The organism is Arthrobacter sp. TWP1-1, from assembly GCF_049897845.1.
Taxonomy (GTDB): Bacteria; Actinomycetota; Actinomycetes; order Actinomycetales; family Micrococcaceae; genus Specibacter.
On sequence record NZ_JAFCXC010000013.1, the window covers coordinates 39,094 to 64,048 of the forward strand.

General features: G+C 61.5%; 25 protein-coding genes, 1 tRNA gene and 1 riboswitch. Of the genes, 13 read left to right on the forward strand and 13 right to left on the reverse strand.

The window, feature by feature from the left end:
- Positions 1 to 80 precede the first annotated feature (80 nt).
- The 3 genes from ACP7B9_RS17015 to ACP7B9_RS17025 are packed head-to-tail and all read right to left on the reverse strand — an operon-like array spanning position 81 to position 2,408.
- Positions 81 to 890 (reverse strand): amino acid ABC transporter ATP-binding protein, encoded by an 810-nt coding sequence (locus ACP7B9_RS17015; protein ID WP_425865157.1) that lies wholly within the window; start codon positions 888 to 890, stop codon positions 81 to 83.
- Entirely contained in the window at positions 877 to 1,536 is a 660-nt protein-coding gene (locus ACP7B9_RS17020; RefSeq protein WP_425865158.1) for an amino acid ABC transporter permease, read from the reverse strand. The genes ACP7B9_RS17015 and ACP7B9_RS17020 overlap by 14 nt, the downstream gene beginning before the upstream one ends.
- 59 nt (positions 1,537 to 1,595) lie before the next feature.
- Positions 1,596 to 2,408 (reverse strand): amino acid ABC transporter substrate-binding protein, encoded by an 813-nt coding sequence (locus tag ACP7B9_RS17025; protein WP_425865159.1) that lies wholly within the window; start codon positions 2,406 to 2,408, stop codon positions 1,596 to 1,598.
- 354 nt (positions 2,409 to 2,762) lie between these two features.
- On the opposite strand from ACP7B9_RS17025, the gene ACP7B9_RS17030 reads away from it, so the two are divergent.
- Positions 2,763 to 4,664, forward strand: a complete 1,902-nt coding sequence (locus tag ACP7B9_RS17030; RefSeq protein ID WP_425865160.1) for an ABC transporter ATP-binding protein — start codon at positions 2,763 to 2,765, stop codon at positions 4,662 to 4,664.
- A 27-nt stretch (positions 4,665 to 4,691) separates the two neighbouring features.
- On the opposite strand, the gene ACP7B9_RS17035 is transcribed toward ACP7B9_RS17030, so the two are convergent.
- The 4 genes from ACP7B9_RS17035 to ACP7B9_RS17050 all read right to left on the reverse strand — a co-directional run bounded on the left by ACP7B9_RS17035 (position 4,692) and on the right by ACP7B9_RS17050 (position 6,358).
- Entirely contained in the window at positions 4,692 to 5,123 is a 432-nt protein-coding gene (locus ACP7B9_RS17035; protein WP_425865161.1) for an NUDIX hydrolase, read from the reverse strand.
- 27 nt (positions 5,124 to 5,150) lie between these two features.
- Positions 5,151 to 5,486 (reverse strand): YnfA family protein, encoded by a 336-nt coding sequence (locus ACP7B9_RS17040; protein WP_425865162.1) that lies wholly within the window; start codon positions 5,484 to 5,486, stop codon positions 5,151 to 5,153.
- Positions 5,487 to 5,578: 92 nt separating this feature from the next.
- Positions 5,579 to 5,650: transfer RNA gene (locus ACP7B9_RS17045), tRNA-Arg, on the reverse strand.
- 81 nt (positions 5,651 to 5,731) lie between these two features.
- The gene (locus ACP7B9_RS17050; RefSeq protein WP_425865163.1) at positions 5,732 to 6,358 is read right to left on the reverse strand and encodes a hypothetical protein; all 627 of its coding nucleotides are present in this window, start codon (positions 6,356 to 6,358) and stop codon (positions 5,732 to 5,734) included.
- A gap of 32 nt (positions 6,359 to 6,390) precedes the next feature.
- Between ACP7B9_RS17050 and ACP7B9_RS17055 the strand changes: the two genes are divergently transcribed.
- From ACP7B9_RS17055 to sucD, 5 genes are all read left to right on the forward strand, one after another.
- The gene (locus tag ACP7B9_RS17055) at positions 6,391 to 7,236 is read left to right on the forward strand and encodes an inositol monophosphatase family protein (protein WP_425865164.1); all 846 of its coding nucleotides are present in this window, start codon (positions 6,391 to 6,393) and stop codon (positions 7,234 to 7,236) included.
- Positions 7,237 to 7,364: 128 nt separating this feature from the next.
- Complete coding sequence (gene pcrA, locus ACP7B9_RS17060) at positions 7,365 to 9,932, forward strand: DNA helicase PcrA (protein WP_425865186.1); 2,568 nt, start codon at positions 7,365 to 7,367, stop codon at positions 9,930 to 9,932.
- Positions 9,933 to 9,939: 7 nt separating this feature from the next.
- Positions 9,940 to 10,668 (forward strand): hypothetical protein, encoded by a 729-nt coding sequence (locus ACP7B9_RS17065; RefSeq protein ID WP_425865165.1) that lies wholly within the window; start codon positions 9,940 to 9,942, stop codon positions 10,666 to 10,668.
- 191 nt (positions 10,669 to 10,859) lie between these two features.
- Positions 10,860 to 12,029, forward strand: coding sequence for an ADP-forming succinate--CoA ligase subunit beta (sucC, locus tag ACP7B9_RS17070; protein WP_425865166.1), 1,170 nt, complete (start codon positions 10,860 to 10,862; stop codon positions 12,027 to 12,029).
- A 13-nt stretch (positions 12,030 to 12,042) separates the two neighbouring features.
- Positions 12,043 to 12,945 carry a succinate--CoA ligase subunit alpha gene (gene sucD, locus ACP7B9_RS17075; RefSeq protein ID WP_425865167.1) on the forward strand — a complete coding sequence of 301 codons (903 nt, stop codon included), beginning with the start codon at positions 12,043 to 12,045 and terminating at the stop codon, positions 12,943 to 12,945.
- 169 nt (positions 12,946 to 13,114) lie between these two features.
- On the opposite strand, the gene ACP7B9_RS17080 is transcribed toward sucD, so the two are convergent.
- Positions 13,115 to 14,485 (reverse strand): NAD(P)-binding protein, encoded by a 1,371-nt coding sequence (locus tag ACP7B9_RS17080; protein WP_425865168.1) that lies wholly within the window; start codon positions 14,483 to 14,485, stop codon positions 13,115 to 13,117.
- Between the two features lie 621 nt (positions 14,486 to 15,106).
- Between ACP7B9_RS17080 and ACP7B9_RS17085 the strand changes: the two genes are divergently transcribed.
- Entirely contained in the window at positions 15,107 to 15,604 is a 498-nt protein-coding gene (locus ACP7B9_RS17085) for a DUF4253 domain-containing protein (RefSeq protein WP_425865187.1), read from the forward strand.
- Between the two features lie 67 nt (positions 15,605 to 15,671).
- Here the strand turns inward: ACP7B9_RS17085 and ACP7B9_RS17090 are convergent, their stop codons facing one another.
- On the reverse strand, positions 15,672 to 16,130 hold the full coding sequence (locus ACP7B9_RS17090; protein ID WP_425865169.1) for a MarR family winged helix-turn-helix transcriptional regulator: 459 nt from the start codon (positions 16,128 to 16,130) through the stop codon (positions 15,672 to 15,674).
- Between the two features lie 147 nt (positions 16,131 to 16,277).
- Between ACP7B9_RS17090 and ACP7B9_RS17095 the strand changes: the two genes are divergently transcribed.
- On the forward strand, positions 16,278 to 17,501 hold the full coding sequence (locus tag ACP7B9_RS17095) for an MFS transporter (RefSeq protein ID WP_425865170.1): 1,224 nt from the start codon (positions 16,278 to 16,280) through the stop codon (positions 17,499 to 17,501).
- A gap of 24 nt (positions 17,502 to 17,525) precedes the next feature.
- Positions 17,526 to 18,353 carry an aldo/keto reductase gene (locus ACP7B9_RS17100; RefSeq protein WP_425865171.1) on the forward strand — a complete coding sequence of 276 codons (828 nt, stop codon included), beginning with the start codon at positions 17,526 to 17,528 and terminating at the stop codon, positions 18,351 to 18,353.
- Between the two features lie 90 nt (positions 18,354 to 18,443).
- Here ACP7B9_RS17100 and ACP7B9_RS17105 read toward each other — a convergent pair whose 3' ends face one another.
- Positions 18,444 to 18,752 (reverse strand): rhodanese-like domain-containing protein, encoded by a 309-nt coding sequence (locus ACP7B9_RS17105; RefSeq protein WP_425865172.1) that lies wholly within the window; start codon positions 18,750 to 18,752, stop codon positions 18,444 to 18,446.
- Between the two features lie 147 nt (positions 18,753 to 18,899).
- Between ACP7B9_RS17105 and ACP7B9_RS17110 the strand changes: the two genes are divergently transcribed.
- Positions 18,900 to 19,970, forward strand: coding sequence for an LOG family protein (locus ACP7B9_RS17110; RefSeq protein WP_425865188.1), 1,071 nt, complete (start codon positions 18,900 to 18,902; stop codon positions 19,968 to 19,970).
- A gap of 204 nt (positions 19,971 to 20,174) precedes the next feature.
- Here the strand turns inward: ACP7B9_RS17110 and ACP7B9_RS17115 are convergent, their stop codons facing one another.
- Positions 20,175 to 21,266: a VIT1/CCC1 transporter family protein gene (locus ACP7B9_RS17115; RefSeq protein ID WP_425865173.1), complete on the reverse strand. Its 1,092-nt coding sequence runs from the start codon at positions 21,264 to 21,266 to the stop codon at positions 20,175 to 20,177.
- Positions 21,267 to 21,462: 196 nt separating this feature from the next.
- Here ACP7B9_RS17115 and ACP7B9_RS17120 point away from each other — a divergent pair, with 196 nt between their 5' ends.
- Both ACP7B9_RS17120 and ACP7B9_RS17125 read left to right on the forward strand, forming a co-directional pair.
- A complete protein-coding gene (locus tag ACP7B9_RS17120; protein ID WP_425865174.1) occupies positions 21,463 to 21,684 on the forward strand; it encodes a hypothetical protein in 222 nt (73 codons plus the stop codon).
- A gap of 135 nt (positions 21,685 to 21,819) precedes the next feature.
- On the forward strand, positions 21,820 to 22,071 hold the full coding sequence (locus ACP7B9_RS17125; RefSeq protein ID WP_425865175.1) for a biotin/lipoyl-containing protein: 252 nt from the start codon (positions 21,820 to 21,822) through the stop codon (positions 22,069 to 22,071).
- Positions 22,072 to 22,156: 85 nt separating this feature from the next.
- Here ACP7B9_RS17125 and ACP7B9_RS17130 read toward each other — a convergent pair whose 3' ends face one another.
- Together ACP7B9_RS17130 and ACP7B9_RS17135 are read right to left on the reverse strand one after the other, a co-directional pair.
- The gene (locus ACP7B9_RS17130) at positions 22,157 to 22,441 is read right to left on the reverse strand and encodes a hypothetical protein (RefSeq protein ID WP_425865176.1); all 285 of its coding nucleotides are present in this window, start codon (positions 22,439 to 22,441) and stop codon (positions 22,157 to 22,159) included.
- A 12-nt stretch (positions 22,442 to 22,453) separates the two neighbouring features.
- Positions 22,454 to 22,564: riboswitch (SAM riboswitch) on the reverse strand.
- 87 nt (positions 22,565 to 22,651) lie between these two features.
- Positions 22,652 to 24,187, reverse strand: coding sequence for a sodium:solute symporter (locus ACP7B9_RS17135; RefSeq protein ID WP_425865177.1), 1,536 nt, complete (start codon positions 24,185 to 24,187; stop codon positions 22,652 to 22,654).
- 170 nt (positions 24,188 to 24,357) lie between these two features.
- Between ACP7B9_RS17135 and ACP7B9_RS17140 the strand changes: the two genes are divergently transcribed.
- Entirely contained in the window at positions 24,358 to 24,945 is a 588-nt protein-coding gene (locus ACP7B9_RS17140; RefSeq protein ID WP_425865178.1) for a helix-turn-helix domain-containing protein, read from the forward strand.
- The last annotated feature ends 10 nt before the right edge of the window (positions 24,946 to 24,955 follow it).

Genomic DNA, 24,955 nt, shown 5'->3' on the forward strand with positions numbered 1-24,955 from the left:
GGGTGACGATGGGGTGCACTCCCCATTCCCCGGCCACAGATCCAAAATCGGGGCGGGAAGTGCGGGGCGGGGGAGTGTGGCTAGATCTCGTGGAGGAGGCGCCGAACGAAGGCCTGTGTACGTTCTTCCTTCGGGTTGCGCAAGACCTGGCTTGCCGGGCCGCGTTCAACCACCACACCGCCGTCCATGAAGACCACCTCGTCGGCCGTCTGACGTGCAAAGGCGAGTTCATGGGTCACGATCACCATGGTCCAGCCTTCATCAGCCAGCTCCTTGATGACGGCCAGAACATCGTCCACCAACTCGGGGTCCAGCGCTGAGGTTGGCTCGTCGAAGAGCAGCAGCTGCGGCCGCAACGCTAGTGCGCGCACAATTCCAACGCGCTGTTGCTGACCGCCCGAAAGCTCAAAGGGATAGGCGTCCTTCTTTTCCAGCAAGCCAACACGGGCCAGCAGCTTTTCAGCCTCAGCAACGGCCTCGGCCCGCGGCCGTTTTTGCACCTGAACGGGCCCTTCGAGGACGTTTTGCAGCACCGTCATGTGCGGAAAGAGGTTGTAGTGCTGGAAGACCATGGCGCTGCGATCGCGCAAAGCTGCAATTTCTGCAGCACGTGCCTTCTTTGACAGCTGTGGGGCGTCGAAGTCGACGGTCAGGGCTTGCCCTGTTCCGCGGGCCTTGTCGGCGGAGGCACCTACGGTGACCGATCCGGCGTCGGGCACCTCAAGGCCGTTAAGGGAACGCAGGATGGTGGTCTTGCCCGAACCCGACGGGCCGATCAGGGCAACAACCTTGCCGCGGGGCACATCCAGGTCAATTCCGCGCAGCACTGTGTTGGTGCCGAAGGACTTGGTCAGGCCGCGAACCTGCAGAACGGTATCAGTGGGCGACATAGCGATCCAACCTCTTCTCCACACGGGTCTGGACAGTGGACAAAATCAGGCAGATGACCCAGTAAATCAAAGCCGCCTCAAGGTACAGCAACATGAACTCTTGGCTGAACGCCGCAACCTGCTGGGCAACCTTGAACATTTCCGTGACAAGAATCAACGACGCAAGGGAGGTGTCCTTGACCAGGGAGATGAACGTGTTGGACAGCGGCGGGACGGACACGCGGGCAGCCTGGGGCAGGATGATCCGCAACAAGGTCTGGTTACGGGACATGCCGATCATGTGGCCCGCCTCCCACTGGCCCTGGGGCACCGAAAGGATGGCAGCGCGGATAACCTCGGCCGCGTAACCACCCACATTCAGGGAGAAGGCGATGATGGCGCTGGGCCAGGGATCGATCTTCACGCCGATGGCAGGAAGCCCGTAGAAGATCACGAACAACTGCACCAACAGGGGTGTGCCGCGGATGAGCGAGATGTAGACCCGCCCAACGCCATTGGCCAGCTTGCTGGAACTGATGCGCATCATGGCGATGAGCAGCGCGATCACCAGGCCCAGTGCAAACGAGGCCAAGGCTAGGGGGATGGTGCCCCGGACGGCGCCTAAAAGCAGCGGACCCAGGGAACTCCAAAAAAGATCAAAGTCCATGGCTGAACTCTAACCCGCGGGCACCTAGTTGGACTGCGTGCCCGTGGCGCCGCGCCGGGCTACTTGCTGACATCCTGGCCGAAGTACTTCTCGCTCAAGGTGGCCAATGTGCCGTCGGCTGCCAGGTCCTTCAACGCGGTGTTCACGGCTTCGTTCAAGGCCGTGGAGCCCTTGCGGAAAGCGAAGGATGAATCCGAGGATTCCTTGGTGGTCGCGGCAATTTTCAAGCCGGAATCCGGGTTGGTCACCTGGTAGTCAAGGAAGGTGAGCTTGTCATTGACAATGGCGTCAACACGGCCGTCCTTGAGCAGCGACACCGACTGCGCCCAGCCTTCAACTCCTTCAACCTTGGCGCCACTTTCCGTGGCCAGTGTGTACCAGTTGCTGGTCAGGGACTGCGCGGTGGTCTTGCCCTTGAGATCTTCAAAAGAAGTGATGTCCGAGTTGCTGTCAACGGTGACGATGACGCCCTGGGAAACCGTGTACGGGCTGGAAAGTTCATACTTTTCCTGGCGGGTGGCGTTAACCGTCACCTGGTTGGCGATCGCGTCAAAGCGCTTGGCCTCCAACCCGGCAAAAATGGAATCCCACTGGGTTTCCTCGAACTTGGCGTCCACGCCCAGCTTTTCTGCAACGGCCTTGGCCACCTCAACGTCATAACCGGTGAGCTCGCCGGCGCCACCTTCGTGGAAGCTGAACGGCTTGTAGGTGCCTTCCGTGGCGAAGATAATCTGGCCGGCGTCCTTCACACTGCTCAAGGAGGTATCGCCGCTGGCCGAGGAGGCGCCGTCGCTGGCACCGCCACCGCATGCCGCGAGGACCAATGATGTTGCGGCCAACAAGCCAACGAGTCCAAAGCTGCGACGATTCATAACTGTGTGTTCCTTTGCTGTGAAGGATCGCCCAAGGGAGGAGATCCACTAAGCCGCGAAAAGATCAGGCCGCGGCAGTCCATTACAGGACGCTACCACTGGCCAACCGGAAAACCCGCCCAAATATTTCCCTCCATTGCGCAAATATGAAGCGTGTGAATTGACACACCCGGCAGCGGTGAGGCCGCGGTGAGATGGCGGCGGTGGTGGCGGCAGCCCCGGTGTCGTTCCTTTTCGGGCCCAGGCGTGCGCATTAGCAAGGCCTGCAGCGGAATTGGTGCCACGGGAATTCCCCTGGCACGGTTGGGCGTTTAGGCTTATAGCTTGCCCTCTTAATGAGTAAGGAATACACGCATGAGTATGGAAGGCGCGGCCTGGAGCTCACTTTGGAGCACCATGCGCTCGGACAAATCCAACGACGGCATCTCCAAGGACACCCTGCGCCGCACGGTCCTTTTTGCCAAGCCCTACAGTCGAAAACTACTAGTCTTCGTTGCGCTTTCGGTGGCCTCCGCGGCGCTGGCCGTGGCCACTCCGGTCTTGGCCGGGCAGGTTGTGAATGCGATTGTTGCGCAGTCGGCCGTTGACGTGGTGGTACGCCTTGCCGTGCTGATCGCCGTTGTTGCCGTGCTCGACGCCGGACTGTCACTGGTGATCCGCTGGATTTCGGCAAACCTTGGTGAAGGTGTGATTCTGGATCTGCGCACCGCCGTCTTTGATCACGTGCAGCGCATGCCGATCGCCTTCTTCACCAGAACCCGCACGGGTGCCCTGGTCAGCCGGCTCAACAATGACGTCATTGGTGCGCAGCAGGCGTTCAGCGGCACGCTTTCTGGCATCGTTTCCAACTCCGTCCAGCTGATCCTGACGCTGATCGTCATGCTGAATACTTCATGGTTGGTGACGCTGCTGGCCCTGGTGCTGCTGCCGATCTTCCTCATGCCGGCCCGCCGCTTTGGCCGCCGGTTGGCAGGACTTCGCCGCGAGGCCGCGGACCTGAACGCCGACATGAGCACACAGATGACCGAGCGCTTCTCGGCCCCCGGCGCCACTCTGGTCAAGCTCTTTGGCCGCCCTGCCGAGGAGTCCCGCGAGTTTGCCTCACGGGCCAGCCGGGTTCGCGATATTGGTGTCCGCACGGCCATCATGCAGTTCGTGTTCTTCACGGCACTCATGCTCGTTTCCTCGCTGGCGCTGGCCCTCGTGTATGGCCTCGGTGGCGCGCTGGCCATCGGCGGCACGCTTAACGCGGGCGACGTCGTGGTGCTAGCACTGCTGCTGACCCGCCTTTACGCGCCACTCACCGCGCTGGCCAATGCCCGCGTGGACATCATGAGTGCGCTGGTTTCCTTTGATCGCGTGTTCGAGATCCTCGATCTCAAGCCGCTGATCGCCGAGAAGTCCAGCACCGTTGCGCTGCCTCCCGGGCCGTTGGCCGTTGAGTTCAACGATGTTAAGTTCGCCTACCCCTCGGCCGACAAGGTTTCGCTGGCCTCGCTTGAGGACGTGGCCGTGCTGGACAACCGCGGCGGTGAGGATGTCCTGCACGAGATTTCCTTCCGTGCCGAACCCGGCCAGACCATCGCCCTGGTGGGATCCTCTGGCGCCGGAAAGTCAACCATTGCCCAGCTACTCTCCAGGCTGTACGACGTCGATTCCGGCACCGTGCGCCTCGGTGGCGTAGACGTCCGCGACCTGTCCTTCGATGGCCTCCGCGCAGGCGTTGGCATGGTCACCCAGGACGGTCACCTATTCCACGAAACGATCCGCTCCAACCTGCGTCTGGCCAAGCCCACCGCAACGGATGCGGAGATCTGGGATGTGTTGGAACGTGCGCGGCTTGAGGACTTCGCCCGCGCCCTGCCTGACGGACTCGACACCGTGGTGGGTGAGCGCGGCTACCGGCTTTCCGGTGGCGAACGCCAGCGTCTGACCATTGCCAGGTTGTTGTTGGTCCAGCCTGCCGTGGTGATCTTGGATGAGGCCACCGCGGCCCTCGACTCAACGAATGAGGCCGCTGTTCAGGCCGCGCTCGGCGAGGCCTTGGAAGGTAGGACGGCACTCGTCATTGCCCACCGGCTGTCCACGATCCGCTCGGCTGATGTCATTCTGGTGCTCGAGGCCGGACGCATTGTGGAACGCGGAACGCACGATGAACTCATCGTCCGTGGCGGACGCTACGCGGAACTTCACGACACCCAGTTCGCCCAGGCCGTTGCTGCCGTTTCCGAGGCTGCGATCCCCGAGGAAGCGTAGCGCCGCCGCTGGTGCGGCAGCGCCGAATCAGCTCGCCAGCAGGCGGGGGAGGACGTACTCGGTTAGCAGTGGAGCGAGATCGTCGTGGTCGGCCGCCCGTGAAATGTCCATCCAGCGCAACTCGGCGATTTCCGCCGTCGGCCGTATTGACTCTGCATCCCAAGTGCCAGGGGCGGTGAAGACGGTGGCCTCGATGTCCGTGTTGGATTCATTGGCGGCCGTTCCCGTCCAGACGCCGAGAAGTTCCAGATCGGCGGGGGCAACGTTGATGCCCACTTCTTCTGACAGTTCGCGGGAGCCGGCCTCGGCGGCGCTCTCGCCAACCTCCGGCTTGCCGCCGGGATGCATGAACTTGGTGGTGCCGGACTTGCGGACGGTCAGTAGCCGGCCGGTGGGATCGTAGATGCAGACGGCTGACACTTTGAGAACAGTTTTCACGCCTTCGATCCTAGCGCTCATCTTATCGAAGGCTTCGTGAGGGACGATTCAGCTGGCGCGTGGGGCGAACATGATGACGCTGACCCCGAGCAAAGCGATGAGTGCGCCGATGACGTCCCAACGGTCGGGGCTGAATTTGTCGAAGATCATGGCCCAAATGAGGGATCCGGCAATGAAAACGCCGCCGTATGCGGCCAAGACCCGGCCAAAGTTGGCGTCGGCCTGCATGGCGGCGATGAAACCATAAGCGCCCAGGACTACGACGCCGAGGCCGGCCCACCACCACGATTTGTTCTCGCGGACCGCCTGCCACACTAGCCAGGCGCCGCCAATCTCGGCCACGGCGGCCAGTGCAAAGAGCACAACGGTTCTAAGGATTGTCATGGCCGCGGACAACGAAACGCAGACGGAGAAACGCGGGCAAAGAAACAGGGTCGGCGCCAGAGGTCATGGCTATTCCTTGCTGATTGAAAGAGTGCCCCCGCCGGGGATCGAACCCGGATCTGCCCTTTAGGAGAGGGCTGTCTTATCCATTGGACTACAGAGGCGCGTCACCAAGCCTAGCGGACTAGGCAGGCAAGCAAAAAACGGACGGCGGCCGGGCGTCGGGGGAGGCGCCCGGCCGTCCGCTAGGCCTGAGAGGGAACGGGGTTTTTCTTCCGGCCAAGGAACAAGGCCACACCGATGCTTGCCAGGGTCAAAATCAGCAGCAGCCAGCTCGCAGAGACCAGTGCCGAAGCCAGAGCGACTGCCCCGGAGTCCAGGGTTTCCGCGCCGAGCATGTTGTCGATGGACACGTTGGCCCACAACTGTGCCACGGCAAACAGGACTGGGAAGATCCACAGGATGCGCCGGAGGGATTTCTTCGCAACGTTCATGGCGATCATGGTCATGGCAACCAAGCCAAGGACCAAGGGGAAGAGCATGCCTGCGGTCTTGTGAACGAACTGCAACTGGCCACGGGCATCTGAGTCCATGGCGGACCGCAACGCTTCAACATGGGCGACGTCAAAACCGAAGACCATGGAATCGGGCATCGTCAAGCCGCCGGAAATGTCAGTCATCTGGTTCAGCGTGAGCAGATGGAAGTACCAAAAAAGGAACAGGCAGGCCACGGAACCGGCGATCAGCAGCATATTCGCGTTGCTCTGAGCCTTGTGCGGAGAGCGCTGGGTGCTGGTGTTGACCACGGGAGCGACCGGTGGTGTGGCGGCATTGCCATGTTTTGCAGCGCGCTGGGCGGGAGTTTTAGCCATGAAATCATTATCGCCCAGATTAGGGTGGAGCCATGGCTAATGAATCTCCCTCAGCGCCCACCGACAGTGAATTGGCGGCGAAACTACTGCGCGACGCCGGCGCCCTAGCCCACTCGATCCGGTCAGGCGGTTTAGCCGAACTCCGCGACGGCCGCCAGATCAAGGGCAGCGTCTCCGATTTTGCCACGGCCGCCGATCTCGCCGCCGAAAAATACCTCTTCGATGCCTTGCGCGCCGCCCGCCCCGAGGACTCGATCCTTGGCGAAGAAGGCGCCGGATATCAAGGAACCTCGGGCCGCTGCTGGGTGATTGACCCGGTTGACGGAACCTATAACTTCACCAGTGGATCGACCTATTGGTGTGCCGCGATGGCCCTGGCCGCCGTCCCGGATGCAAGTACGACGCCGGACCCCCTCGCCGACGCTGAGGTACTGCTAGGAGCTGTCTACCAGCCGGAAGAGGACAAGCTGTGGATGGGTGGAACAGAACACCCGGCAACGCTCAACGGTGAACCGATCGCGGTGGATTCCCGGGACGACATTGCGCAGTTGTCCGCCGGTACCTATATTCACCCGAGCTGGCTGGCCAAACCCCGAGCGGCCGCGCCGTGGCAGGCCGCCGCGGGGCTTCCGGCAACTCTGCGCATGATGGGCTCGGGTTCCTGCGATCTTTCACGGGTTGCGCAGGGTGAACTGGGCGCCTGGTTCCAACACAGCTGCCCGTCCTGGGACTGGCTCCCCGGCAAGGGGATCGTTCGGGCGGCAGGTGGGGACACCGCCGTCGTACATGTCAACGGGCTTGACTGGTTTGTGGCCGGACCGCAGCACGCGGTGACACAGGTCAAGGCGGCGCTGGAAAGCGGCACCCTTCCGTCGTAGCTTGCGAGGGAGTGCCGCGAGGGCGGACATGGGCCCACACGACCGAGGGCCCCGCCGCGAGCTTGCGAGTGGATGGGAGGTCGTGGGGAATGTCGGTGGGGCCAACTAGACTGGATGGCACCATGGATATGTTGTTTGACCCTTACCCCGAAAAGTCCAAACCAAAGCTCAGTGCAGGTGCCGGTCTGCCAGTCTGGCCGTCCTTTGAACAGGACGATCCGGGTGCTGACGCGCCCGAATTCGGTGCCGACGGAGCCGTTCCGGAGCCGCCGGCATTCGGTGGTGCCCCGGGACCGGACTACGGCAGTGAAGGCATCAGCTCGGCGCGCCGCTGGCCGGACCCCGCGGGGCTGCTTGAAGGAATGAACCCCGAGCAGGAAGCAGCCGTGGTTCACACCGGTGGGCCGCTGCTGATCGTGGCAGGTGCCGGATCGGGCAAGACCCGTGTCCTCAGCCATAGGATCGCGTATCTCTTGGCTACGGGACAGGCTCATCCCGGCCAGATCCTGGCCATTACCTTCACCAACAAGGCCGCCGCAGAGATGCGTGAACGCATCGAGGCCCTCATTGGTGACGTGGCGAAGAGCATGTGGATCTCCACCTTCCACTCGTCGTGCGTGCGAATCTTGCGCCGCGAGGCCAAGACCATCGGCCTCAATTCAAACTTCTCCATCTATGACTCCGCCGATTCACTGCGCTTGATCACGCTCGTTTCCAAGGGGCTGGACCTGGACCCGAAGAAGTTCGCGCCCAAGGCCATCATGCACAAGATTTCGGCGCTAAAAAACGAGCTCATCGATGACGATGAAAACTCCATGAACACCAATTTCAACGACCCCTTCGCCGCTGCAGTCGCCGAAGTTTACAAGGGCTATGCGCAGCGTCTGCGCCAGGCCAACGCCATGGACTTTGACGATCTCATTGCGCAGACCGTCTACATGTTCCGGGCCTTCCCGGGCGTTGCCGATTACTACCGGCGCCGGTTCCGGCACGTGCTTGTTGACGAGTACCAGGACACCAACCACGCCCAATATGCGCTGGTCAAGGAGATCGTTGGCACGGACGCCGGCGATTCGGCAGGCTCAACCACCGAGATGGCACCGGCACAGCTGACGGTTGTGGGCGATTCAGACCAGTCCATTTATGCGTTCCGTGGCGCGGACATCCGCAACATCGTGGAGTTCGAACAGGACTATCCCAACGCGGACACCATCAAGCTGGAGCAAAATTACCGCTCCACGCAGAACATCCTCAGTGCCGCCAACGCCGTGATCTCCCGCAACCCCAACCGCCGCGAAAAGCGGTTGTGGACCGCCGAAGGCGATGGCGAAAAGATCATCGGCTATGTTGCCGAGTCAGAGCATGAGGAAGCCCGCTTCATCGCCAAAGAGATTGACCGGCTCCAGGACGAGACCGACATCCGTCCCGGCGATGTGGCCATTTTCTACCGCACCAACGCCCAGTCACGCGCCATCGAGGATATTTTGGTCCGCGTCGGGCTGCCGTACCGCGTAGTTGGCGGCACCAGATTCTACGAGCGCAAGGAAATCAAGGACGCGCTGGCCTATCTGCGAGCCCTCGTAAACCCGGACGACGACGTCAACTTGCGCAGGATTCTCAACGAACCAAAGCGCGGCATCGGCGACCGCGCCGAAGGTGCGGTCGCGGCCTTGGCAGAGCGGGAACGGATTACGTTTTCGGCGGCTTTGGCCCGCGCCGATGAAGCACCCGGCATCGCCTCACGTTCCCTCAACGCCGTCAACGCTTTCGCCAAGATGATGGCGGACCTGGGCGAGGTGGCCGCAACAGCCAGCCCAGCCACGGCTTTGGAAGCCGTGCTGGAGCAGACAGGTTACCTGGAGGCGTTGCGTACCAGCACGGATACACAGGACGAGTCCCGCGTTGAAAACCTGGCGGAACTTCTCGCCGTCGTGCGTGAATTTGGGCAGGAGAACCCGGAGGGCACGCTGGGAGAATTCCTCGAACAGGTTTCGCTGGTGGCCGATGCCGATCAGATTCCCGATGCCCCGGGTGGTTCCGAAGCCGAGGCCGCGGCGGCCGTAGCCGAAGCCAAGCGCTTGGGTGTCGTGACGCTCATGACGCTGCACACTGCCAAGGGCCTTGAATTCCCCGTAGTGTTCCTGACCGGTATGGAACACGGACTGTTCCCGCATTCGCGATCGGCCACGGATCCCAAGGAACTGGCGGAGGAACGCCGTTTGGCCTACGTGGGTCTGACGCGGGCACGCAAGCGGCTGTACCTGACGCGTTCGGAAGTGCGCAGCCTGTGGGGCCAAAGCCAGTACAACCCCGCCAGCCAGTTCATCGAGGAAGTGCCTGCCGAGCTCATTGAGTGGAAGCGCGAAGGCACCGCACGCGTGGCTCCCGTGTCGGGGGACTTTGGCAGCAGCCGCTATTCGGGTTCATCGTGGGGTGCTGGCTCTGCCGTCGGTGGGCGTGATTCCGGGACGCTTCCCCCGAGCATTTCTGCCCGTGCCGTGGCCGGCCGCGTGCAGCCGCAAAAGGAAGTTGTTTCGGTCAGTGTGGGCGACAAGGTCAACCACACGAGCTTCGGCAACGGCACGGTACTGGAAGTCAGCGGTGCGGGGGACAAATCGGTGGCCAAGGTTCGCTTCGATATTGGTGAAAAGCGTCTCTTGCTGCGCTACGCACCGTTGGTCAAGGTCGAAGGGTAGTAACGGTATGAGCCGGGAACGGACTGCTTCAGGGCCAGGATTTCGACGGCGGGCAACCGCGGTTGTTGTTGTGCTGTTTGGTTCTTTGGCGTTGGCCGGGTGCATCACCGTTCCGGTGAATGGGGGAACTCCCGCCGCAACCCAAGGCCCCACTACGCCATTGACCTACGTCGACAGGCTCAAGGCAACGCCCGTCGCTCAGGCCACCGAAGACGCCGTGGAAACGGAGCTGCCGCAGTTTGTGACGGATTCACGCAATATCGCGTGCGTGTTTACGGGGTCCAAAGCCGGCAACCTGAACCAGCCGTGGGAACCTAACAACTTTTCCGATTCCGCGATTGCGGCCGCTCCCACCATTCCCGTGGTGAATTGCCAGATGGCGGGGTACCCGGCTGTCAAGGAAGCCGATCAAAAAGATAACTGTTCCGGGACCAATGTTGGCTACCTTGGCGGGACTGCCGTGCTGTACCCCGACGCTGCAATCTATGGCGGCTGTCGGGCTGGAGTGACAGCCGTTGAGGCCGCTTTTGGTGCCAAGGGAACCGTGACGCAGGAAATGGCGAGCATCCCCGTTCTCGCGCCGGGCCAGGCCATTGAGGCCCAGGGCTACCGCTGTGCGCCGATGGACGACGGCGTAGCTTGCGCGAATCTGGCCAGTGGCCTTGGGTTTTTTGTCGCCGCGGAGAAATACGAACTGTTCGGCACAGACAAAGCCACAGCGAAAGCTGCAAGCTAGGCGAGCCAGGCGAGCTGACGCCGCTAGTTGAGTTACGCCGTCGTGCGCTAAAAGCAAGTAATTGTGAGCTGAATAACCGCAATATACTGTGGCCAGCGCGCCAAATATGTGCTTGCGGTGTGAGACGGTAATGTGTGAAAGGGGGTTAACGCCCTCAAAATCACTACTTCGACGCAGAAGGACACTAATCCGTGGACCTGTTTGAATACCAGGCGCGCGACATGTTTGAGGCTCACGGCGTTCCCGTGTTGGCCGGCATCGTGGCGCACACCCCTGAAGAAGCAAAGGCAGCAGCCGAGAAGATTGGCGGCGTAACCGTCGTCAAGGCACAGGTGAAGGTCGGTGGCCGCGGTAAGGCTGGCGGCGTCAAGGTAGCCAAGAACGCTGAAGAAGCGTTCGGTTATGCCTCTGACATTCTCGGCATGGACATCAAGGGTCACACCGTTAACACGGTCATGATCGCCCAGGGTGCAGACATTGCCGAGGAGTTCTACTTCTCTGTACTGCTGGACCGCGCCAACCGCAACTACCTGGCCATGTGCTCGGTAGAAGGCGGCATGGAAATCGAGGAGCTCGCCGTTGAGCGCCCCGAGGCTCTGGCCCGCGTTGCAGTGGACCCCGCCGTTGGCATCGATCAGGCCAAGGCCGACGAGATCGTTGCAACTGCAGGCTTCAACGCTGAGCTGGCACCCAAGGTTGCCGCAACCATCATCAAGCTGTGGGACGTCTTCGTCAAGGAAGATGCCACCCTCGTAGAGGTCAACCCGTTGGTTCTCACCGGCGCCGGCGACATCGTGGCTCTGGACGGCAAGGTCTCACTCGATGAGAACGCCGACTTCCGTCACCCGCACCACCTGGAACTCGAAGACGCTGCTGCAGCTGACCCGTTGGAGGCCAAGGCTAAGGCTGCGGACTTGAACTACGTCAAGCTCGACGGCGAAGTCGGAGTTATCGGCAACGGTGCCGGCCTGGTTATGTCCACGCTGGATGTTGTTGCATACGCTGGCGAAAACCACGGCGGCGTCAAGCCCGCCAACTTCCTGGACATCGGCGGTGGAGCATCCGCAGAGGTCATGGCCGCTGGTTTGGACGTCATCCTCAACGATCCTCAGGTCAAGAGCGTTTTTGTTAACGTCTTCGGTGGCATCACTGCCTGTGACGCTGTTGCTAAGGGCATTGTCGGCGCACTCGCCGAGCTCGGTTCAGCTGCCAACAAGCCGCTGGTTGTCCGTCTCGACGGCAACAACGTTGAAGAAGGCCGTCGCATTCTCAACGAAGCCAACCACCCGTTGGTAACCCTGGCCGCCACGATGGACGAGGGCGCCGACAAGGCCGCCGAACTCGCCAACGCCTCGAAGTAGGGGAAAGAAACTTATGTCTATCTTCTTGAATAAAGATTCCAAGGTCATCGTTCAGGGCATCACCGGCGGCGAGGGCACCAAGCACACCGCCCTCATGCTCAAGGCTGGCACCCAGGTAGTCGGCGGCGTGAACGCACGCAAGGCCGGCACCACGGTTGTTCACGGCGACGTTGAACTGCCCGTTTTCGGTACCGTCACTGAGGCTGTCGAAAAGACCGCCGCAGACGTCTCCATCGTGTTTGTCCCCCCGGCATTCACCAAGGACGCTGTTGTTGAAGCCATCGAAGCCGGCGTTCCGCTGGTCGTTGTCATCACCGAAGGCGTGCCCGTTCAGGACGCAGCCGAGTTCTGGGCACTTGCTCAGTCCAAGGTTGACGCCGACGGCAAGCAGATCACCCGCATCATCGGCCCGAACTGCCCCGGCATCATCACCCCCGGTGAAGCACTGGTTGGCATCACGCCGAACAACATCACCCAGAAGGGTCCGATCGGCTTGGTCTCCAAGTCCGGTACCTTGACCTACCAGATGATGTTCGAACTGCGCGACCTGGGCTTCTCCACCGCGATCGGCATCGGTGGCGACCCCGTCATCGGCACCACGCACATTGACGCACTTGCTGCGTTCGAAGCTGACCCGGAGACCAAGGCCATCGTCATGATTGGTGAAATTGGTGGCGACGCTGAAGAGCGCGCAGCCGAGTACATCAAGGCTCACGTCACGAAGCCCGTTGTTGGCTACGTTGCAGGCTTCACCGCTCCTGAGGGCAAGACCATGGGCCACGCTGGCGCCATCGTTTCCGGCTCCGCAGGTACGGCCCAGGCCAAGAAGGAAGCCCTCGAGGCTGCCGGTGTAAAGGTTGGCAAGACGCCTTCCGAGACCGCCACACTGCTGCGCGAAGTTTTCGCAGCTCTGTAAGTCTTCTTACACGCGAAAGCGCGGCCGCCCCACTTTCACGGTGGGGTGGCCGCGCTTTTTTGTGCCCACATCCGTGTCCCGAGCAAAAGGTACGACGCCGTTTCCCGCCGCTCAGCCTTGGCGCACCTTCGCTTCGCGTAGCTCGCTTTCGGTCTCACCTTCGGCAGCCTCAGCTGATTTTGGCCAAACCCTCAAGGCCCCGAGGTACCTGGATTTTTAGACGACCGAGCACGTCCTGCAGTGCCACGGACCTGTCCTGCTCCGGCGGGAGAGCAGCAGGGTTGATGGCGACGCCGTCGGCCCAGGCCTTGATGTCAGGTTCAGATCCGAAGGCCATTGCGGCCCGGGTTCCCAGAATGTTCATGGTGGCCCACTCGGCAAGACTGTTCGGATACGGTGTCGGCGGGCCGAGCCGGTTCTTTTCCGCGTCGTCATTGCGGGTGGCCTCCACATAGCCCGCAAGTGCGGCCCCGAAACAAGGGAATCCTGCCCGGATGGGCTGCAAGGTGATGGCGGTCCGGCCCCAGATGGGTATGGTGGGCGGGTACTTCAGGCCGGATGCCGCGCAGTGAACCACGATGGCGTCCTTCGCTGTCGAAACCGATCCCTGGTCGAAGGTGATGCGCCCCGGCTCGGCCAAGCGGACATGCCCCAGCCGCACCACGTGCTCAATGGTGCGAAGCAGCTCTAGTTCCCAGATGGCCAGTGTGGGGGTTTTCGCCATGGTTGGCGTGACGGAGCGGTCGATCCTGAGCATGATGCCGGCGTCTTCCATCCGCAGGAACAGCTCATCGAGCGAGTCTGCCGTCGCAGCCGCCTCCATGATGTCGGCGACCATGCCGAGGAAAACGGTTGGATTCGGTTGAACCACTGCCCGGTTGAGCATCCAGGGTTCCCGGGGCCTGGCCCAGCAGATGTTCCCGGTATCCACGCCATGGTTGAGCAGCCAGATACAGGCGTCGCTCGCCGTCTTGCCCGAGCCAACGATGACGTACTGGCTTGGCGCCACATCTATCTGGGCCAAATCGCCGACGGGAATGACCCGAGTGCCGGCGGCCACCTCGAACGGTGCGGGGGTCTTCGCCGGAATATCGGGGGAGAGGTAGCGCGCATCCACAACGCGGCAATCCGGGGACATCTCCAGGAGCTGGCCCGAGACGCGAGATCGAATCTGAGCGTTGGGCAGGTACTCGCAATTGGGAAGGAATTCCACCCGATCTGACTCCAGCATCCGGTCCGTCAGGATGTGACTGTAATAGGAACAGATTTCTGCGGCGTCGGCGCGCTCGTGCAGTCCGACTTCCGGACCCCGATGTTGAAGCTGGCCACGGCCCAGCAGCGTGGACGCGACGCCGTAGAACGCAGATGCCTGATGTAGGCGGACGAAGGGGTAAGCATCCAGCCAGTGACCGCCGACCCCGTGGCGCCGGTCCACGATGGCCACGCGCGCGTTGGAATGGTCAATCAGGGCATCCGTGAAGGCCATGCCCGCGGCCCCGGCCCCGACCACGAGGTAGTCTGCCTGCACCACGTGCGTCATGGACTAATCCAAGCACCACCGTGCCTGCAGAACAAGGGAAATGGAGGGTCTATGAAGTTCAATATCCGGCGGCGTTCGGCTGGGGAGTGCCGGATCATTCCTCCACAGGGCCCTTTAACCTGCACCTTATCCACATTAGGAAAGCGGAGGATTGTCAGTGCCGGCGGTCAGGGCCACGATCGATACATGGATATTTTTGGAGACAGTATGTGGGGCATGCCCTCCGGCCGCACCCTTTCAACTGAAGCGCCGGTCGACATCGCCATTAGGGCCAAAAAACGCGGTGCATTCCCAGCCGACGGTACATCGAAGGTCGGTGGCGTAGCGGTCCCGCCTGGGTTTGCGTTGCGGCCCGAAAGGTACAAGATCTGGGAAGGTCCGGGCAAGGAAACGCTCAGCGATGAGCTGCCACACATCGGGTGGTACACGCCCACGGATTGGGATAGGACCGGCGCCCTTTGGGGAGACTTGGCGAGGGCTTTCAAACGCACTGGCCTGTGGCCGGTCGTTGGCGGCCCAGGAAACCGTTGCGGCGATCCGGAACACGAATTTTCCGGCCAGTCACCGAGCCGTGACCATGGTGACGAAGCCTCTAATGTGCTTCAAGGCTGCTGGGATGGAATGCGGCTTGTGAACGGTGAAACGGGTGAACCCGTGCCGGAAAGAAGGCCGCCATTTCCTGGGATTGGACCAGGGACTCCGCCAGCTGGAAACGTCGAGAGCGTTCCTCTGGCGCAATCGGGTGGGTGGGGGTCAGGCTACGGTGGAGTGGAGGCTGGGATCTTGCTTGTCCCGGCAACGCGCCCGGCAGATGTGCCCCAACTCGTCGGCTGGACCGGGCCGTGCAACCATGACTTGGCAGGCCGTGACATATCAGCCGTTCTCAGGTCATGGGAGGACCGGTTCGGTGCCGTTTTGTACGAACTGGGACGAACAACAATGACGTTGCGGGTTGCGCGCCCGCCAACCACGTTGGCCGGGGCCAGGGCTGTCATGGAAGAGCATTATTTGCTGTGCTTCGACAACTTTTGCTCCCAGGACGGGAACGAGCCGCTTAGTAAGGATGAGTATGCGCAGCGGCTGGTCAATGCTCCGGTTTGGGACTTTTGGTGGGACTGAACCTCAAGTCGCAGCCCAAAAACGCTACACCGTGTGAAGAATGCCGCCGTTTGGCGGCATTCTTGGTTTAGCCGGCAGGCACCACGGCGTGCAGCTGGGGCAGTGCCTCGACCAACGGCGCCAATTCGGGCAGTGCTGCGGCCTCGGCCAGGGCGCACTCCAAGGCCTCGTCGTGGACGGGGCGTGCCGTGGCCAGCAATTCAGAGCCCGCGGCCGTCAGCTCGGTGTAGATGCCGCGTCGATCGTCCGCGCAGAGAATGCGCGTGAGTAGTCCGCGGTCCTCAAGGCGGTTGACTAGTCGCGTGGTGGCGCTCGGGCTCAGGGCCGTGGCGCGTCCCAGCTGCTGCATGCGCATGTGCCATCCATCCTGTCGCGCCAAAGCATCCAGAACCGTGTACTCAACTACGGACAACTTGGCGTCGTTCTGGAGGGCTTTCTCCATGCTCGTTTCAATGAGGCCGTGGAGGGCTGCCAAGGTCCGCCAACCCTGCGCGCGAATTTCGACGGCGTCGTCCTGGATTCCCATGCGTGATCCTCTCGAGAAATGTGTGGTGTGGCACAAAGGCATTTAGTTGCTTGCGCCTGCTAATTGCGTGTGCAACAATTTATAAAGCGTCTGCAACTACTAGCCTACGCGCCTTATTTCACATTCCCAAGTCTTTGAAGGAGAATCATGCCACTCGGCCTGATCGCATTAGCACTTGGCGGGTTCGGCATCGGACTCACCGAATTTGTCATTATGGGGTTGCTCCCTGACGTTGCGGCAGATTTCCAGGTCAGCGAGGCCACCGCTGGCTGGTTGATCTCCGGATACGCCTTGAGCGTGGTCGTTGGTGCGCTGTTCCTGACGGCAGCCGTGACTCGACTTCCGCGAAAGCCCGTACTTGCCGGCCTGATGGTCCTCTTCATTGTGGGGAACCTGATTTCCGCCATGGCGCCGGACTACACCACCATGATGATTGGGCGCATCATCGCTGCCCTGTGTCACGGAGCGTTCTTTGGCATTGGCGCCGTAGTGGCAGCCGACATGGTGGCCCCGAGCAAGAAGGCCGGAGCCATCGCCATCATGTTCACCGGCCTGACGGCGGCCAACGTGCTGGGTGTTCCCTTCGGAACACTGTTGGGTCAGCATGCCGGGTGGCGCTCAACGTTTTGGGCCATCACGGCCATCGGCGTGATCTCGCTGATTGGCATCCTGGCACTGGTCCCCAATCTGCACCATGAACGCGGAGCCGGACTGCGCGGGGAATTGCGAGCTTTCAAGTCCCGCCAAGTGTGGCTGTCCATCTCGGTGACGGTTCTTGGCTACGGCGGCATGTTTGGTGCGTTTACCTACATAGCTTTCACCCTGACCGACGTAACCGGCTTCGCCGCAACAACCGTGCCGTGGCTGCTCATCCTCTTCGGCGTGGGCCTATTCATCGGCAATACGCTCGGTGGCAAGGCCGCGGACAAGAACGTGGACAAGACGCTCCTGATCGCCCTCTCAGTCCTGGTGGTCATTCTCGCCCTGTTCGCACTCACTGCTAGCAGCCAGCCCATGACCATCGCCTCCCTGTTCCTCATGGGCGGATTTGGCTTCGCCACCGTTCCTGGCCTGCAGATGCGCGTCATGAAGTACGCGGCAGCGGCGCCAACGCTGGCCTCCGGTGCCAACATCGGCGCCTTCAACCTCGGCAACGCGCTGGGCGCCTGGCTCGGCGGCGTCACCATCACGGCAGGACTTGGCTACACCTCGCCCATCTGGGCCGGTGCCGGATTGACAGTGCTGGCAGTCATTGTCATGAGCTACGCGGCAGCGAACGCCAAAAAGCTCAGTGCAGCCGACGACGCAAAGCTGCCATCCGACGTCGAACCTCTTGCCGCGCATGCAGGCGAGCCTGCACAAGCCCTCTAAACCATCCAATTCAAGGAGAACATTATGAATTCCATCCCCACGATTACGCTCAACAACGGTGTGGTCATGCCGCAGAGCGGTTACGGCGTCTTCCAGGTGCCCAACGATGAGACCGAGGTGGCTGTAACGGCAGCGCTGGCAGCCGGGTACCGCAGCATCGACACCGCCGCCATCTACGGCAACGAGGAAGGTGTTGGCCGGGCGCTGGCCGCCTCAAACCTGGCCCGCGAGGAACTGTTCATCACCTCGAAGGTCTGGATCGCCGATCTCGGCTACGAGGCAACCCTGGCCGCGTATGAGGACAGCCTGGCCAAGTTGGGCCTTGACTACCTCGATTTGTACCTCATCCACTGGCCGGCTCCCGCAACGGATTCGTACCTGGACTCGTGGAAGGCCCTCGAGGAACTGCTGGCTGCCGGCCGTGTGCGGTCCATCGGCGTTTCCAACTTCCTGCCCGAGCACCTTGAAAAGGTCATTGCCCTGGGCGGGACCGTCCCGGCCGTGAACCAGGTTGAGATCCACCCGGCCCTGCAGCAGCGAGCCATCTCCACCTTTGCTGCTGCGAACGGCATTGTCACCGAGGCGTGGAGCCCGATGGCGCAGGGTGCCGTCCTGAATGAACCTGCCGTGCTGGCGATCGCCGAAGCGCATGGCCGCACGTCCGCTCAGGTGGTCCTGCGCTGGCACCTGCAGCAGGGGAGGGTCATCATTCCTAAGTCGGTCACTCCGGCCCGCATTGCCGAGAACCTGGACATCCTGGGCTTTGACCTCACGGACGCCGAGCTGACCGCAATCGATGCGCTGGAGCGCGACGGCCGCACGGGCCCGAACCCGGCTGACTTCAACGGCTAAACAGGCCGTACTGCATCCAGGACACAGAAAGGGTCTTTGCCGTTGATATCAACGGCAAAGACCCTTTCTGTTTCCTTTAACTTCAGGCCGCTACTGAGCTGGCGGAACCATCGGCAGGCCTTCGGCTTCCCAGCCGCTCATCCCGCCACCCAGAGTGTCGGCATTGAATCCGAGCTCGGTCAACATCTCGGCAACGCGACTGCTGCGCCCGCCGCCGTGGCAGACGGCGATGACGCGGCGCGACTTGTCGAGTTCCCCTGCGCGGTCCAGCACCGATCCCGAAGGAATATGCACAGCATTTTCGATCATGCCGGTGGACAGCTCTGCGGACTCGCGCACGTCAATGATCTGGACGTTTGAATCCGCGGCCAAAACATCGGCGGTGTTGATTTCCTGCATGGGTGCTCCTCCTGGTGGGGCGCCAGCGCGGCGCCTGAAAGTATCACTTCAACCGTAACGGGATTTTGGGGCGCCGGCTGACGTCCCCGCGGCTAGGCTGAATGCGTGAATGCACCCCTTGCGCCCCGCGACCTTGAGATTGAATCGATGCCCCGCTTTGATGAGCTGGTGGCCCATGGCGCCAAGTCCATGCGGGGCTGGCACTTTCAATCGTTGGATCTGCGCGGCAAGTCACCGATCCTCGTGGCATTGCGTGCTTCGGGGGCCGTTTTCATGGGTTGCACCTTCGATCCTGGAGTAGAGGAGTTGCTGCGTTCTCGCGGCGCCTTGATTTTCCCGACGCTGCCCCATCTTCCGTTTAACGCCTACCGTGGGCATCTTTACACCGGCGCCGAACTCTTCGCAGGTATCGACGACGCTGAGTACGAGGGCGTCCCCGATGCCCGTATTTACCAGTGGAGTCTCCAAGCGGGCCGTGCCCCGTCGCTACATGCCACGCTCGCCACCGCCATGCATGACCACGCCATTTCCGATGCTCTCGATGATCTTTTGACCGCGGTGCCAACTCCGGTGGTGGGTGTCATGGGTGGCCACGATGCGCCGCGCGGCAGTGTTCAATATGCCCAGGCCGCGGAGCTCGGCCGCTCTCTCACCTTGGCCGGTTTCCTGGTGGCTACCGGCGGTGGCCCCGGAGCGATGGAGGCCGCCAATTTGGGTGCCTACCTTTCCGCGTACGACGCCGGGACCCTGGATCGAGCCCTCCTCACCTTGGCTGCCATCCCCGGCTTCCGCCCCTCGGTGACCGAGTGGGCCAGGACCGCATTTGAGGTTGTGGCTGAGTATCCTGACGGTGCCCAAACCCTGGGCATTCCCACATGGTTCTACGGGCATGAACCGCCCAACATTTTCGCAACGAAGGTCGCGAAGTACTTCACGAACGCGCTGCGCGAGGCGGTCCTGCTGGACCGGTCACGGGGCGGAATCGTGTTCCTGCCCGGAGCAGCGGGAACGGTCCAAGAAATTTTTCAGGACGCCTGCGAGAACTACTATGCGGCCGAAGGTGCCGTGGTACCCATGGTTTTGGTGGGCTGCCGTTATTGGGAAGAAGAGGTCCCGGTCCTGCCCCTGCTCAGGAAATTGGCGGTGGGGCGTTCCATGGCACCCCATGTGCATGTTGTGGACACCGTCGCGGAGGCATGCCAACTTCTGGCCAAGTGAATTGCCGCCCCATCCCTTGGAACGCTCGCGCAGTAGTGGGGCTAAAACAGGCAACGCTCGCGCAGTAGCGGGGCGAAAACAAGCAACGCTCGCGCAGGTAACTGCGCGAGCGTTCGTCAAAACCTGCTCTTTACTGCGCGAGCGTTCCTCAAAAACTTGTCATAGCTGCGCGAGCGTTGCATCGGGGGAGAGGCAGTGCTGCTATCAGCCGATCACGCCGCCGAAGGCGAGGCCAAGAAGGTAGGTCGCGGCGGCGGCACCCATGCCGATGGCAAGCTGGCGCAGTCCGCGCCACATCGGGGAGGCGCCGGAAAGTAGGCCCACCATGGCGCCGGTTCCCATGAGACTCAGACCCACCAGAACGCAGGAAAGTACCAGCGATCCAATTCCCGTCATCCCAAAGAGGAACGGAATGATGGGAATGATGGCGCCGGAGGCAAAGAAGCAAAAACTTGAGCTCGCGGCGCCCCACGCGGTGCCGAGCGTCTCATGCTCATTGGCGGACTCAAAATTCTCCGGACGCAGCGACAGGCTGGGGTCGCAGTCGCAGGTGAACTGTCCCATGCGCTCGGCTGCCCGGTGTTCGGCCGCTTCGTGCGACATGCCGCGTGCCAAATAAACCAGCACCAGCTCGTTGTTCTCAAGGTCCAACGACTTGGCGGCCGTCAAGGTGATCTGGGTTGGCTGGGATGCGTCCAATAGCTCGCGTTGTGAGCGGACGGAGACAAATTCGCCGGCACCCATGGACAACGCTCCGGCCAATAAACCGGCGATCCCACTGAAGAGGACAACCTGGCTCGAAACACCGGTAGCGGCCATGCCGACGACGAGTGAAAGGTTGCTGACCAAGCCATCATTGGCGCCGAAGACGGCGGCGCGGAACGTTCCTGAGAGGCGGATCCGGCCTCGGGTGGCAAGGCCCCGAACTACTTCTTCGTGGATGGATTCATCCGCGGCCATGGCTGCGGTTGCATCGACATCGGTGGCATAGGGGGAACGCGATTCTGAACGTTGGGCCAGGGCTAGCACGAAGACCGAACCGAAACGGCGAGCCAACAAGCCCAGCAGCTGGTTGCGCAGAGAGGCCCTGACTGGTGAACCGGCATGGCTGCCCAGCAGTGTCAGCCAGTGTTGCTCATGGCGCCCTTCGGCATCGGCCAAGGATAGGAGGATCGCCTGTTCTTCACCCTCACGGCGTTTGGCCAAATCACGGTACACGGCAGCCTCGGCCCGTTCGTCGGCCAGGTACTGACGCCACCGCTTGATCTCGGCTGGGGTGGGAATGCGTTCTGCCACGGGTCTTGCTCCTCAAAGTCAGCCTCCACTTTAGCGCGGATTTTCGCGGTTTTTCGGCCGGTTGTCCTCGCGAAAAAGTTTCGGGTCACCGGAATCTTCCATCAAGCTTCAGAAAGTACTTGCCAATGTGGAAAGTACTTGCGTAGAGTCGTGGCATCGCATCAAACTATCTGCTTTCCATCCCAAGGAGCCAGCCATGAATGCTACTACTAACGCCGCCGCCCGCAACAACGGAACCCGTTACCAGTGGATGGGATTCGCCATGGGATTGGTCTGCATGGCCGCATTGTTCATCGCGGGACTCGTCAAGGGGAACGCCGGCATGGTGGTGATGGCATCGAGCGCCGCCGCAGCGCTGGCCGCCGCGTGGAGTGCATCCGCCACGTTCGCGAAGAAGAAGGCTGCCGCCGGCTCCTGAACTGATCCGATTTCGTAGGCCGGTGTTCCCGCTGTACATTCCCGCTGAACATTGGCACTGCGCATTCCATAGGGGACGGGACTCGCATATGCTGTCGTTGCGGGGTCGAACAGCCGGCCCGAAGGGCGGTGGGTTATGGATATTCTCTTCCCGATGATGTCGGGTGATCCCGCCGAGCCCGGAGTCCTTATGGAATGGCGTGCGGCGGACGGTTGCGCGGTGACGGCTTACCAAGTGATTGCTGAGGTTACTGTCAACAAGTTCGACGCCGAGATCAACACCCCGGTTTCCGGCACGTTGGCGTGGCTGGTTGCTGAGGGCGACGAGGTGGCTCAAGGTGCCGTAATCGCCACTGTTAAGGAAGGCCTGCCGACGGCAGTCGCCTAGTTGGGTGATTCCCGGAGCAGCCCAGCGCCAAGGCGAGGGGCCAGCCCGGGCCGGGCACCCGGCGTCGTACGCGGTTTGTAAAGGCCTAGTAGGCGGACAGCCGGAAGCCCAATCCGCGACCGGCCCGCACCCCGGTTTGCGCCACGGTTACAACCAAGGTGCCAATCTCGGGGATCCACAAGGCCGGGCGTACTGCCTTCTCCAGCGCCGCGACAAGTTCCGCCGGCTCGGGCGAGAAGTAAGCGTGGTGGCCGGTGGGGGTGAAGAAAGTGACGGCACCAAGGTTTACGTCCACCCCAGGCAGCACCGGAATACCGGAGGTGCGGGCGGCCTGGCGCTTGATTACGGGGGCTACAGAAGTCAGAGTCATGGTGAATGCCTTTGCGTGCTCTTACCGTGGAACTTTTCCACCGGTCACTTCCTCATCCGAACCACCCGTGAAGCATGGGGTTGGTGTGCGACCAGTCGGAGCTTGACATCGCATCTCATGAAGCTGTTTCCTAGGCTACTGCTTTAAAGCACCGTGGGGGCGGGCGACGTAATAAATTACGTCACCCGCCCCCACCCGAACGTGAGGCGCTTACTTCTGCAGTTCTGCAGCAACCTCATCGGGGTTGGAATCCGTGGCGGCCGCTGCGAGGCGGTCATCCCAGGCCTTGCGGATGTGGACCGGGGTGGGTGTGCTCAGCAGTGACACCACTACATAAACCACCAAGGAAGCGGCGAGGCCAAAGTAGATGGGCTCGTTGGCGTAGATGCCGTCGTTGAACGGATCAAAGCTATGCAGCACGCCCGAGCCGTACAGGACCAGCAGGCCCAGGGTTACGGCGCAACCGGCCGCCATGGACCAAGCGGCGCCATGGCCAGTGCCGCGCTTCCAAACGAGTCCACCGATGATGGCCACGAGCAGGCCGCCCACAAGAATGTCGTAGGCGATCGTCAGGGCGAACACAACGTCGGAGGCGAGGATGGAGATCAGCACGACCAAGACGCCCAGTACCAGAATGTAGAGTCGGTTGCCCTTGATGTCATGCTCCGGATTGGAGGAATCGGAGTTGTCGATCGTCTTGCCGAACCAGCTGGCCACGAAGGGGACTACGTCCTTGCGGGCAACGGTTGCTGCGGCAATCAAGGCGCCGGATGCGGTTGACATCATGGCAGCGACGGCAGCCGCCATCACTAGGCCACCGATGCCGATGGGCAGGATGTTCGTGGCAACTTCGGCGTAGACCGCGTCCTTGCCCAGGGCGGCAACATCAATGGAGGGAAGGGCAACTCGGGCGGCAAGACCGATCAAGGCGCCGGCCACACCGTACAGGATGCAGTAGATACCGGCAGTGGCGCCACCCCAGCGTGCCACGGCGGGAGTCTTAGCGGTGAACACGCGCTGCCAGATATCTTGGCCAATGAGAATGCCCAAGGTGTAGACCACAAAGAACGTCACGATGGTGCCTACGCCGATGCCGTCCCACTGGAAAAAGCTATCTTCCAATCGGCTCTTGATACCGGTCATACCGCCGGCGGCGTTGAGCGTGAAAGGCAGCATGAGGAAGAAGATGCCGACGGTCTTGATGATGAACTGGACCTGATCGGCCAGCGTAATGGACCACATTCCGCCGATGGTGGAGTAGACCAGCACGATCGCGCCGCCGACGGCGATGGCGAGCCAGCGGTCCCAACCGAACAAGACAACGAAGATGGTTGCATAGGCGCCGGTGGAGGTTGCGGCAATCATGATCGTGTACGCGAGCATCACGATGCCGGAGGCCTTCGTTGCTTCCCGGCCGTACCGCAAGCTGAGCATTTGTGAAACGGTGTAGATCTTCAGCTTCTGCAGGGTGGGTGCGAACAAAAGGCTCAACAGCAATACGCCGACGCCGATCGCCACTACTAGCCACATGCCGGAGATGCCGAACTTGTAGCCAAGGCCCACACCGCCCACGGTGGAGGCGCCACCAAGAACCACGGCTGCCATGGTTCCGGTGTACAGGAACGGACCGAGGCGACGGCCGGCCACCAGAAAGTCGCTATTGTTCTTGGTACGGGATTTACCCCACCAGCCAAAGGCCAACATGGCCACTAAATACAAGACAACTATGCCGATGTTTAAATCCATGTGATGCTCCAGTATGCGAAAGTTATGGGATCTACCCTAGAAATATGGAAGTTGGGTTCCATCTAACGGGAATTGCCCTTTAAGCAACATTTGTTGTCTATTAGGCTAAACTGTGATTGTAGTTACAGTCAATACGCTGCTTGAAAATGTGGGCACGAAGAGGAGCCGTCATGAAAGCATTGCCCGTAGAACCAAGCTCCGATCCGGTGGCTATTGGATCGCGCATCCGCGCTGCCCGTCAGGACCAGCGGCTCACGATTGAACAAGTGGCCGCCGCCACCGGGCTGACGAAAGGCTTTCTCAGCAGGGTCGAGCGAGACCTGACATCGCCCAGTGTGGCCTCACTCGTCACGCTGTGCCAGGTGCTTTCCATCAACATCGGTGACTTGTTTGCCGCTTCGGAAACCCATTTGAGCCGCAGGGGAGAGGGTCCGAAGATCTCCTTGGGCGGCGAGGGAATCGTCGAACGGCTCCTGACGTCCCGTTCGGAACGCCAGTTGCAAGTCCTCAGTGCCACGATTGACCCCTACGGTCGCGGCGAATCCGAGCTGTACACAGTGGACTGCGATGTTGACGTGCTGCACATCATTAGCGGAGAACTGACCCTAATCATGACGCAGGAGTCCTATGACCTAAAAGCCGGGGACACGCTGTCGTTCCCTGGCCGTGAGCCGCACACTTGGGAAAACCGTTCACCTCATCCCGTGGAAGCGCTCTGGATTCTCGTTCCGGCCGCGTCGGGCTCCGGCGCCAGCTGACCGTCAACCC

Coding starts and splice junctions, on each gene's coding strand:
- ACP7B9_RS17015 (WP_425865157.1), bottom strand. CDS start 890: ATGTCGCCCACTGATACCGTTCTGCAGGTTCGCGGCCTGACCAAGTCC.
- ACP7B9_RS17020 (WP_425865158.1), bottom strand. CDS start 1,536: ATGGACTTTGATCTTTTTTGGAGTTCCCTGGGTCCGCTGCTTTTAGGC.
- ACP7B9_RS17025 (WP_425865159.1), bottom strand. CDS start 2,408: ATGAATCGTCGCAGCTTTGGACTCGTTGGCTTGTTGGCCGCAACATCA.
- ACP7B9_RS17030 (WP_425865160.1), top strand. CDS start 2,763: ATGAGTATGGAAGGCGCGGCCTGGAGCTCACTTTGGAGCACCATGCGC.
- ACP7B9_RS17035 (WP_425865161.1), bottom strand. CDS start 5,123: ATGAGCGCTAGGATCGAAGGCGTGAAAACTGTTCTCAAAGTGTCAGCC.
- ACP7B9_RS17040 (WP_425865162.1), bottom strand. CDS start 5,486: ATGACAATCCTTAGAACCGTTGTGCTCTTTGCACTGGCCGCCGTGGCC.
- ACP7B9_RS17050 (WP_425865163.1), bottom strand. CDS start 6,358: ATGGCTAAAACTCCCGCCCAGCGCGCTGCAAAACATGGCAATGCCGCC.
- ACP7B9_RS17055 (WP_425865164.1), top strand. CDS start 6,391: ATGGCTAATGAATCTCCCTCAGCGCCCACCGACAGTGAATTGGCGGCG.
- pcrA (WP_425865186.1), top strand. CDS start 7,365: ATGTTGTTTGACCCTTACCCCGAAAAGTCCAAACCAAAGCTCAGTGCA.
- ACP7B9_RS17065 (WP_425865165.1), top strand. CDS start 9,940: ATGAGCCGGGAACGGACTGCTTCAGGGCCAGGATTTCGACGGCGGGCA.
- sucD (WP_425865167.1), top strand. CDS start 12,043: ATGTCTATCTTCTTGAATAAAGATTCCAAGGTCATCGTTCAGGGCATC.
- ACP7B9_RS17080 (WP_425865168.1), bottom strand. CDS start 14,485: ATGACGCACGTGGTGCAGGCAGACTACCTCGTGGTCGGGGCCGGGGCC.
- ACP7B9_RS17085 (WP_425865187.1), top strand. CDS start 15,107: ATGCGGCTTGTGAACGGTGAAACGGGTGAACCCGTGCCGGAAAGAAGG.
- ACP7B9_RS17090 (WP_425865169.1), bottom strand. CDS start 16,130: ATGGGAATCCAGGACGACGCCGTCGAAATTCGCGCGCAGGGTTGGCGG.
- ACP7B9_RS17095 (WP_425865170.1), top strand. CDS start 16,278: ATGCCACTCGGCCTGATCGCATTAGCACTTGGCGGGTTCGGCATCGGA.
- ACP7B9_RS17100 (WP_425865171.1), top strand. CDS start 17,526: ATGAATTCCATCCCCACGATTACGCTCAACAACGGTGTGGTCATGCCG.
- ACP7B9_RS17105 (WP_425865172.1), bottom strand. CDS start 18,752: ATGCAGGAAATCAACACCGCCGATGTTTTGGCCGCGGATTCAAACGTC.
- ACP7B9_RS17110 (WP_425865188.1), top strand. CDS start 18,900: ATGCCCCGCTTTGATGAGCTGGTGGCCCATGGCGCCAAGTCCATGCGG.
- ACP7B9_RS17120 (WP_425865174.1), top strand. CDS start 21,463: ATGAATGCTACTACTAACGCCGCCGCCCGCAACAACGGAACCCGTTAC.
- ACP7B9_RS17125 (WP_425865175.1), top strand. CDS start 21,820: ATGGATATTCTCTTCCCGATGATGTCGGGTGATCCCGCCGAGCCCGGA.
- ACP7B9_RS17130 (WP_425865176.1), bottom strand. CDS start 22,441: ATGACTCTGACTTCTGTAGCCCCCGTAATCAAGCGCCAGGCCGCCCGC.
- ACP7B9_RS17135 (WP_425865177.1), bottom strand. CDS start 24,187: ATGGATTTAAACATCGGCATAGTTGTCTTGTATTTAGTGGCCATGTTG.
- ACP7B9_RS17140 (WP_425865178.1), top strand. CDS start 24,358: ATGAAAGCATTGCCCGTAGAACCAAGCTCCGATCCGGTGGCTATTGGA.